Origin of the sequence: Streptomyces sp. NPDC029044, assembly GCF_040637495.1 — a bacterium.
In the GTDB taxonomy this organism is placed as follows: Bacteria; Actinomycetota; Actinomycetes; order Streptomycetales; family Streptomycetaceae; genus Streptomyces.
Window position 1 is genome coordinate 25,178 of record NZ_JBEZWN010000071.1, and the last position, 9,453, is coordinate 34,630.

The window sequence follows — 9,453 nt, forward strand, 5'->3', positions numbered from 1 at the left end:
GGTGTCCCGGACACCGGGGGCGGGGCTGCGACGCGCCCCCGGCGCGTGGGCCGCGGCCGGCACCCCCGGCTCGGGCCGGGTACCGCCCGCGCGCGCCGGTGGCGCTACACCGCTGCCGGCTCGGACTCCGCCGTGGTGGATTGCCCGGCCGCCTGCTGGGCCCGCTCCCGGGCCTCGCGGCGGGCCAGGACCACCCAGCCGACCGGGACGGCCGCGGAGAACAGCCACCACTGGACGGCGTACGCGTAGTTCAGCGCGGCGTCCTCCTTGCCGGGGTCGCCCAGCAGCTCGGGGGTGTCGCCCTTGGGCTCGGGAGCCGTCTGGGAGATGTAGCCGCCGAGTACCGTCGCGCCCAGGCGACGGGCCTGCTGCTCGCTGTTGATCAGCATGATCTGCCGGTCCGGCAGGCCCTGGAGGTTCTTGATGCCGCTCGCCGCGGTCGTCTCGTCGGGCATCAGCCGCCCCTCGACGGTGACCTCGCCGCCCGGCGGTGCGGGGACCTTCGGGAACGTGGTCTGGCTCGGGCCGTCGGAGGGGATCCACCCCCGGTTGACCAGCAGCACCTTGCCGTCGTCCAGGACGAAGGGGGTCAGCACGTGGTAGCCGACCTCGTCGTCGGAGTTGGTGCGGCGCCGGACGACGACCTCGTCCTCCGTGTCGAAGCGGCCCTTCGCCGTCACGGTCCGGTACCGCTCGGTGCTGGTCACGGTGTGACCCGGCGCCGTCAGCTTCTCCACGGGCACCGGCTCGGCGGCCAGCGCGTCGGTGACCAGTTGGTTCCGGGCGGAGCGCTCCTCGTAGCGGTGCATCTGCCAGATGCCCAGCCTGATCATCGTGGGGATGAGAAGCAGGGCGATCAACGTGAGGATCACCCACTGCCGGGACATCAGGAAGCGGTACACCCCACGACCGTACAACTCGGTCGTGGGGTGCATTCAGGTGGGTACGGGTTCACACCTTGTCGACGATTCCCACCTTTCCCTCCGCGCGTGCGCAGTGGGCGCCGCAGTACCAGTGGCCCTCGACCTCGACGCCCTGGCCGATGATCTGCACCCGGCAGTGCTCGCAGATGGGGGCCATGCGGTGGATCGCGCAGGAGAAGCAGTCGAAGACGTGCACCGCGCCCTGCGCGTGCACCTCGAAGGTCATTCCGTACTGATTGCCACATACCTCACAGGTCGCCATGCGCCACAGGGTGAGCCGTCCTCCCCGCGCGGGCGAGCGGCCGACGGGCGAGTCGCCCGGCAATCACCCGTCCGTACGGTCGCTGCTGCGACGTACGCTCACCCCTGCGACGCCGGCTCCACATCCGCGAGAAGTTGCCCGAACGCCGCCTCGTCCACGACGGGTGTACCGAACTGCCGGGCCTTGACGACCTTGGACGTCCCCGAGTCCGGGTCGTTCGTGACGAGCAGGCTGGTCAGCCGGGACAGGCTCGTGGCGACATGCAGTCCGGCCTCGGTCGCGCGGTCCTCCAGCAGGTCCCGCTCGGTGGAGGTGTCACCGGAGAAGGCGACCCGCATGCCCTGCTTGAGCCGCCCGCCCGCCTCGTACCGCCCGGGGTTGGGATAGGGACAGGCCGGGCGCTTGCGGGACGGGCGCCAACTGCTCGGCCGGTAGCCGCCGTAACCCCCGGGGCCCGCCTGCTGCCCGATCCGGGGCGCGGCGGGGCGGTCCGTCCACTCGGTCAGCGGCCGGCACTCGTGCAGCGGCAGCCGTACGTTGTTCGCCGCCGCGGCCCGCAGGCTCGGCCGGAACGCCTCCGCCAGCACGCGCGCGTCGTCCAGCGCGTGGTGCGCCCGCTGCTGGACGACGCCGAAGTGCGCGGCGAGGGACTCCAGCTTGTGGTTGGGCAGCGGCAGCCGGAGCTCCTTGGACAGGGCGATGGTGCACAGCCGCTGCTTCACCGGTGCCTCGCGCTCGGCGCGTGCGTACTCCCGGGCGATCATCTGCCAGTCGAAGACGGCGTTGTGCGCGACGAGCACCCGCCCCTCCAGCCGGGCCGTGAACTCCTCGGCGATGTCCGGGAAGAGGGGCGCCCCTTCGAGGGCCTCGCTCGTCAGTCCGTGGATCCACACGGGGCCCGGGTCGCGCTCGGGGTTGACCGTCGTGTACCAGTGGTCCTCGACCTCGCCGCGCTCGTCCAGCCGGTAGACCGCCGCGGAGATGATGCGGTCGTCCCGGGCCAGGCCCGTGGTCTCGACGTCAACGACCGCGTACCCCTTGGGATACGCGGCCGGCCACGGCGTGGCCGAGAACACTGCGGTCGTCAGGTCTTCCAGCATGGTCCCTGAGGATACGGGCCGCGACTGACACCGCCGTCCGCCAGGTGGGCCCGCCGGACCTTCCGACGCCGCCTCAGGCGTGTTGTCCGGTCTGTCCGTTCGCGGGGCGTACGTCTGATCGATGCTCAGTCGATCACCACGTCCCCTGAGGGCCCGCGCGCCGCGACGGGACGCGCGGCGGTCACCAGCGGATGGGCACCGGAAGCGCCGTCAGTAGTCCGGACGCCGCGACCGCCAGACCCAGGACGGCCACCTCCGCCCGGGCCGGCGCACAGGCGGTCAGCGGGTCGGCCGCCCGGCGCAGCCGCCGCCGGGCCCACACGGCGAGGGCGGCGACGACCGCCACGAGCAGCACCTTGGCGAGCAGCGCGCGTCCGTACGCCGTTCCCGTCAGCTGCTCCAGGATCGTCTCCGGCGGCATCCGGCGCAGTGAACTGCACACGCCCGTCGCGGTGATGGCGGCGAGCAGTACGAGCGCCACGCGCGCGTAGAGACCCAGCAGGGCCGCGCCCGCCGTGCGGGGCCACAGCCGGAGGGTGCGCAGGGCGTGCAGCAGGCCGCCGGCCCACAGCGCCGCGCACGTCAGATGGACGAGCGTCAGCGCGGAGCCGGTCAGCGGGCCGTGCTCGGTCGTGGGGTGCGCGCGCAGGGCCTCTGCGACGACCACGGCGGCCAGCGGCCACACCTGCGTGACCGGCCGGCGCGACAGGGCGCACAGTCCCGCCACGAGGAACGCGTTGACCTCCAGCAGGGCGAGCTTGCCGTCCCGGGACGCGTAGAGCCCGCCGGCGTCGATGTCCGCCACGTGGTCGGGCACGAGATTGCCGGTGGCCACGACCGAGGCGAGCCCCAGGGCCGCGGCGAAACCGGCGGCGGCCGCGAAAGGGGACCAGCTGCGGGGCACCGGATGCCCTTCCCCGCCGGGCAGCGACCGCGCCAGCCGGTTCACGAACAGCTCGCCCACGGGTATGCACAGCGCCGCGAACAGCACGGTGCGCAGCAGGGCTATGCCGCCGGCTCCGGGCGCCCCCGCCTCCCCGGTGCCGTGCAGCGCCGCGGACGGGCCGAGCAGCGGGATCAGCGCGGCCAGCGCCACCAGCACGAGGAGGGCGACGGCCCGGCCGGCGCCGGTGGGCCGCAGCGGCCGGGCCGGATCGGTCACCCGGGGTATGGGTCTTGGCGAAGTCACCCCAGGATCTTCACCAACCTCCACACGGCCGGGCAAGTCGGCAGAACTCAATCCCCCCGGGACGCGGCCGCCCACCACAGCCGCGCTTCCAGACACGGAACGGGCCGGACAGGTGCCCCCGCCCGGCCCGTTCCGCCTTCACACGAGTTCTACTTGGTCACCGCGTCCAGCGCGTCCGTGATGCCCCAGCCGTAGAAGCCGTTGCGGTTCTTGGAGCCCTCGCACACCGCGTCGATCTTGCCGTCCGCGTTGATGTCGTACGGGTCCGTGCACGGGGTGGCGTCCGCCTCCGCGTACAGCAGGGCCTTCACCAGCCCCGGGGAGGCGTACGGGTGCGTCGACTTGATGAGGGCGGCGACGCCCGCGACGTGCGGGGACGCCATCGACGTACCCCCCATGTAGCCCCACTTGCCGCCCGGCAGCGTGCCCAGGATGAGGCCGCTCGTGGCCGGCGCGTCCGGCTTCTGGTAGGCGGTCGAGTCACCGCCCGGGGCGGCTATGTCCGCCACGCCCAGACCGTAGTTCGAGAACGACGACTTGATGCCCTTCGCACCCGTCGAGGCGACCGTGACGACACCCGGCAGCTGGGTCGGGATGTCGAGGCACTTCGAGGGGTCGACGACCCGGTCGCCCGGGGTGCTGTCGTTCGGGGACGACGGGTCGGTGATCTCGTCGGAGGCGAGGTCGTAGTTCTCGTTGCCGGCCGCGGCGACGTTGACCGCGCCCTTCCTCTCCGCGTACTTCGCGGCCCGCGTGACGGCGTCGACGAGCGCCCTCTGGTCCGGGTCGTTCTTGCAGTTGAAGTACCAGGGGTCCGTGTAATAGCTGTTGTTCGTCACGTCGACCCCGTGCTCGGCCGCCCACACGAAGCCGCACACCACGGCCTCCGTGTAGAAGAAGCCGTCCGGGTTGGACACCTTGATGCCGGAGACCTTCACCCCGGGCGCGACACCCGTCATGCCGACGCCGTTCTTCGCGGCGGCGATCTCACCGGCGACGTGCGTGCCGTGCGGGCTCTCCGCGGCGCTCGGCCGCCAGGCCCCGTCGGCCGTGTCCGGCTTGCCCGACGCACAGTTGACCGACGCCTCGCGGTCGAAGTTGGGCGCGATGTCGGGGTGCGTGTCGTCGACACCGGTGTCGATCACGGCGACCGTGACCTTCTTGCTGCCCAGCGTCTTCTCGTGCGCCTTGTCCGCCTTGATGGCGGGCAGGTCCCACTGCTGCGGCTGGAGCGGGTCCTGCCCGGCGGGCGCTTCGGCCTTCGCGACCTCGGCCGCGCTCAGCACCTTCGGCGCGCCCAGGTCCTGCGTCGACGCCGAGGGCAGCGGCGCGGTACGGGTCGCTCCCGCCGACTGCACGCCGCGCACCGTGCGGATGGTCTTGGCGAAGTCGGCGTTCGAGGAGTGGACGACGATGACGCCGATCCGGTCGTACGACGTCACGACCGTGCCGCCGGCCTTGGCGACGGCCTTCTTCACGTACGCCGAAGTACGGTGCCCCGGCTTGACGTTGACGACGTAGCTGAGCGGGGTCGCGCCGGCCCGGGCCGACGCGGGAGCCGGGGCGTCCTCGGCGGCCGTGGCCATGGTGTTCGGCAGGAACGGGAGGGCCGTGGCCATGGCCATCCCGGCCGGGATCGCGACGGCGCGACGGTAGCGCGCGTACGGCGCAGTCATGCTGTCTCCAGTTCGTTCACGGTACGTGCTGATCTTGCGGAGGGCCTCGGGGGCGATCCGGGTCACTTGACCGCGCGCAGCGCGTTGACGATGCCGTGGCCGTAGAAGCCGTTGAGGCGCTCGCCGCCCTTGCAGACCGCGTCCTGCGTGCCGTCGCCGTCCTGGTCGTAGGAGTCGGGGCAGGCGGTCTCGTCGGCCTGCGCCTTCAGCAGCGCCTGGAGCTGGGCCGGAGACGCCCAGGGGTGCTTGGACTTCAGCAGCGCGGCGACGCCGGAAGCGTGCGGCGCGGCCATCGAGGTGCCCTGCAGGAAGGCCCACGCGCCGTTCGGCATGGTGGACAGGATGCGGCCGTCCTTCGAGGGCGTGTCCGGGATCTGGTAGCGGCGGTCACCACCCGGCGCGGCGACGTCCACGACACCCTTGCCGTACGTCGAGAAGTACGACTTCACGTTGTCGACGCCCGTGGAGCTCACCGTGACGACACCCGGCAGCTGCGTCGGGATGTCGAAGCACTCGTGCGGGTCGATGGTGCGCTCGGAGGGCGTGGTGTCGTTCGGGCTGGAGTCGTCGACGATCGCGTCCGAGTCCAGGTCGTGGTTGGAGTTGCCGGCCGAGGCGACGTTGAGCGTGCCCTTCTTCTGGGCGTACAGCTGCGCCCTGTTGACCGCGGTGACGACGGCGCGCTGGTCCGGGTCGTCCATGCAGTTGTACAGCCACGGGTCGACGTAGTAGCTGTTGTTCGTGATCTCGACGCCGTGGTCGGCGGCGAACACGAACGCGCAGACGACGCTCTCCGGGTAGAAGAGGCCGCTCGAGCGCTCGGTCACGTTGATGCTGGACACCTTCACACCGGGAGCGACACCCGCGACGCCGACGCCGTTGCGGGCGGCGGCTATCTCACCCGCGACGTGCGTGCCGTGGTAGTCCTCGGGTGTGTACGGCCGCCAGGCGCCCTCGCTGGTGTCGGGCTTGCCGCCGGCGCAGTTGGCGGACTGCGACGCGGAGAAGTTCGGGGCGATGTCGGGGTGGGTGTCGTCCACGCCCGTGTCGATCACGGCGACGGTCACCTTGCGGCTGCCCGGGTTGATCGATGCGGCCTTGTCGGCGCCGATCGCCCGCAGGTCCCACTGGTCCGCCTCAAGGGGCTCGCTCTCGGGCGTCTTCGCCGAGGCGGCCTCGGTGCGCTCGGCCTGGGCGGCCGTCAGGTACTCGACCGCGCCCTCCTCCGTCGTCCCCGCGGCCACCAGCGGCGCCGTCCGCGTCGCCCCCGCGGACTGGACCCCGCGGGCCTTGCGGATCGTCTGGGCGAAGTCGGGGTTCGAGGAGTGGACGACGATCACGCCGATCCGCTGGTACGTGGCCACGACCGAACCGCCGGCCTTCCCGATCGCCTTCTGGACCGAGGCGATCGTGTGGCGGTCCACCTTGGTGTTGACGACGTACGCCAGCTTCGGCGCGTCCGCCGTCCGGGTGGCCGGCGCCGCCTGCGGGGCCGCCGACGCGGCGGCCGGCAGGAAGCCCAGAGAGGCCGTCAGGGACAGGGCGACGGGCACGGCGAGAGCGAGCCGGCGTCTGGAACGCGAGTGAGACATGGGGTCTCCACATCCTCCGGAAACGAAACCGGCCCGAGGCACAGGTGGTGCTCGGGCAGGTACATGACGTGGTGGTGCAGGGTGAAGCTATCCCGGCCTCTCGCTGGCCAGCAACGCTTTGTCGAAACGACTTCGGAAAGAACGCCGGGCGTTTGAACCGGTTCTCGCGTGCCGCCGTGACGTTGAACAAGGAGCGCGAGGACTCTCGCCTCCGCCCCCCGTTACCGACCGCTTCCGTCATTGCGAGGAGACTCCGTGGCCACCGACGCACCGCCCCCCTCGAAAGAGCAACACAAGCTCCCCTCACCCGAGGAGTTCGCGGAGGTGCAGGAGAGCGCGGAGTTCGGTGAACTGCGCCGCTCCTACCGCTCCTTCGCCTTCCCGCTGACCGTCGGCTTCATCACCTGGTACCTGCTGTACGTCCTGCTCTCGAACTACGCGGGCGGCTTCATGGGCACCAAGCTGTTCGGCAACATCAACGTCGCCTTCGTCCTCGGCGTCGCCCAGTTCGTCACCACGTTCCTCATCGCCTGGTGGTACTCGCGGCACGCCGCCGCGAAGCTCGACCCCAAGGCCGAGGCCATCAAGACCCGGATGGAGAGCGGCGCATGAGCCCCGTACAGCAGACCTTCCTCGCCCAGCAGAACTTCATCGCGGCGAACGAGGCCAGCGAGCACCGCCCACTGATCATCACCCTCTTCGCGCTGTTCGTCGTCGCGACCCTCGGCATCACCATCTGGGCGGGCCGTCAGACCAAGGACGCCGCCGACTTCTACGCCGGCGGCCGTCAGTTCAGCGCCTTCCAGAACGGCCTCGCCGTCTCCGGCGACTACATGTCCGCCGCGTCGTTCCTCGGCATCGCGGGCGCCATCGCCCTCTTCGGATACGACGGCTTCCTCTACTCCATCGGCTTCCTGGTCGCCTGGCTCGTCGCCCTGCTCCTGGTGGCCGAGCCGCTGCGCAACTCCGGCCGCTACACCATGGGCGACGTCCTCGCGTACCGCATGCGCCAGCGCCCGGTCCGCACCGCCGCCGGCACCTCCACGATCGTCGTGTCGATCTTCTACCTGCTGGCCCAGATGGCCGGCGCGGGCGTCCTCGTCTCGCTGCTGCTCGGCATCACCTCCGACGCGGGCAAGATCCTCATCGTCGCCCTCGTCGGCATCCTGATGATCGTCTACGTCTCCATCGGCGGCATGAAGGGCACCACCTGGGTCCAGATGATCAAGGCCGTGCTGCTCATCGGCGGCACCATCCTGATCACCTTCCTGGTGCTGCTGAAGTTCAACTTCAACATCTCCGACCTGCTCGGCACGGCCGCCGAGAACAGCGGCAAGGGCGCCGCCTTCCTGGAGCCCGGCCTCCAGTACGGCGCCACCGGAACCTCCAAGCTGGACTTCATCTCCCTCGGCGTCGCCCTGGTGCTCGGCACCGCCGGCCTGCCGCACATCCTGATCCGCTTCTACACCGTGCCCGACGCCAAGGCCGCCCGTAAGTCCGTGAACTGGGCGATCGGCATCATCGGCGGCTTCTACCTGATGACCATCGCGCTCGGCTTCGGCGCCGCCGCGCTCATCTCCCAGGACGAGATCATCGCGTCCAACCCGTCCGGCAACACGGCGGCACCCCTGCTCGCCCTGCACCTCGGCGGTGTCGACTCGACCTGGGGCGCGATCCTGCTCGCCACGATCTCGGCGGTGGCCTTCGCGACCATCCTCGCCGTCGTCGCCGGTCTCACCCTGGCCTCGTCGTCCTCCTTCGCGCACGACATCTACGCCAACGTCATCCGCAAGGGGAAGGCCTCCGGCGCCGAGGAAGTGCGTGCGGCCCGCTGGGCGACCGTCTTCATCGGTGTCGTCTCCATCGGCCTCGGAGCCCTCGCCCGCGACCTGAACGTCGCCGGCCTGGTCGCCCTCGCCTTCGCGGTCGCCGCCTCGGCCAACCTGCCGACGATCCTCTACAGCCTGTTCTGGAAGCGCTTCACCACCCAGGGCGCCCTGTGGTCGATCTACGGCGGCCTGATCGTCGCCGTCGGCCTGGTGCTGTTCTCGCCCGTCGTCTCCGGCGACCCCAAGGCGATGTTCCCCGAGGTCGACTTCGCCTGGTTCCCGCTGAAGAACCCGGGCATCATCTCCATCCCGTTCGGCTTCCTCATGGGCTGGCTCGGCACGGTCCTGTCCAAGGAGGAGCCCGACGCCAAGAAGTACGCGGAGCTGGAGGTCCGGTCCCTGACCGGCACCGGAGCCCACTGAGCACGACCCCTCCCGCGCGGCCGTGTCGTAGGAACCTCCAGGTCCCTGCGGCCCGGCCGCGTCCCGCGTCGTGGGATCGGGCCTGTGGCGTTGTCGGTGGTGTCGCGTAGGCTCGCGGGTGTCGGAGAAAACAGTGCCGCACGCGCGATCCGCGACGAGGGAGGGGGCCCACGTGCTCATCGACACCTACGGCCGGGTGGCCACCGACCTGAGGGTCTCGCTGACCGACCGGTGCAATCTGCGCTGTACGTACTGCATGCCCGAGGAGGGCTTGCAGTGGCTGGCCAAGCCGGACCTGCTCAGTGACGACGAGATCGTCCGCCTGATCGACATCGCGGTCACCTCACTCGGCATCGAGGAAGTGCGCTTCACCGGCGGCGAGCCGCTGCTGCGCCCGGGCCTGGTCGGCATCGTCGAGCGCGTCGCCGCTCTGGACCCGCGCCCCCAGATGTCGCTGAC

The 9,453-nt window shown here is 71.0% G+C and carries 9 protein-coding genes; 3 read left to right on the top strand and 6 right to left on the bottom strand.

The window, feature by feature from the left end; translation table 11 throughout:
• Positions 1-104: 104 nt before the first annotated feature.
• The 6 genes from AB0E85_RS34235 to AB0E85_RS34260 all read right to left on the bottom strand — a co-directional run bounded on the left by AB0E85_RS34235 (position 105) and on the right by AB0E85_RS34260 (position 6,742).
• Entirely contained in the window at positions 105-902 is a 798-nt protein-coding gene (locus tag AB0E85_RS34235) for an SURF1 family protein (RefSeq protein ID WP_361935693.1), read from the bottom strand.
• Between the two features lie 49 nt (positions 903-951).
• Positions 952-1,185, bottom strand: coding sequence for a hypothetical protein (locus AB0E85_RS34240; protein WP_078625432.1), 234 nt, complete (start codon positions 1,183-1,185; stop codon positions 952-954).
• Between the two features lie 98 nt (positions 1,186-1,283).
• Positions 1,284-2,285 (bottom strand): DEDDh family exonuclease, encoded by a 1,002-nt coding sequence (locus AB0E85_RS34245; RefSeq protein WP_361935696.1) that lies wholly within the window; start codon positions 2,283-2,285, stop codon positions 1,284-1,286.
• A gap of 181 nt (positions 2,286-2,466) precedes the next feature.
• Positions 2,467-3,447 carry a CopD family protein gene (locus tag AB0E85_RS34250; RefSeq protein ID WP_361935698.1) on the bottom strand — a complete coding sequence of 327 codons (981 nt, stop codon included), beginning with the start codon at positions 3,445-3,447 and terminating at the stop codon, positions 2,467-2,469.
• 176 nt (positions 3,448-3,623) lie between these two features.
• On the bottom strand, positions 3,624-5,150 hold the full coding sequence (locus AB0E85_RS34255; protein WP_361935700.1) for a S8 family serine peptidase: 1,527 nt from the start codon (positions 5,148-5,150) through the stop codon (positions 3,624-3,626).
• Positions 5,151-5,212: 62 nt separating this feature from the next.
• Complete coding sequence (locus AB0E85_RS34260; RefSeq protein WP_361935703.1) at positions 5,213-6,742, bottom strand: S8 family serine peptidase; 1,530 nt, start codon at positions 6,740-6,742, stop codon at positions 5,213-5,215.
• A 255-nt stretch (positions 6,743-6,997) separates the two neighbouring features.
• On the opposite strand from AB0E85_RS34260, the gene AB0E85_RS34265 reads away from it, so the two are divergent.
• From AB0E85_RS34265 to AB0E85_RS34275, 3 genes are all read left to right on the top strand, one after another.
• On the top strand, positions 6,998-7,354 hold the full coding sequence (locus AB0E85_RS34265; protein ID WP_033310948.1) for a DUF485 domain-containing protein: 357 nt from the start codon (positions 6,998-7,000) through the stop codon (positions 7,352-7,354).
• Positions 7,351-8,994, top strand: coding sequence for a cation acetate symporter (locus AB0E85_RS34270; protein WP_361935706.1), 1,644 nt, complete (start codon positions 7,351-7,353; stop codon positions 8,992-8,994). Before AB0E85_RS34265 ends, AB0E85_RS34270 begins: the two co-directional genes overlap by 4 nt.
• Before the next feature lie 172 nt (positions 8,995-9,166).
• Positions 9,167-9,453: radical SAM protein (locus tag AB0E85_RS34275; protein WP_361935709.1), on the top strand; the 287-nt coding region annotated here is incomplete at its 3' end.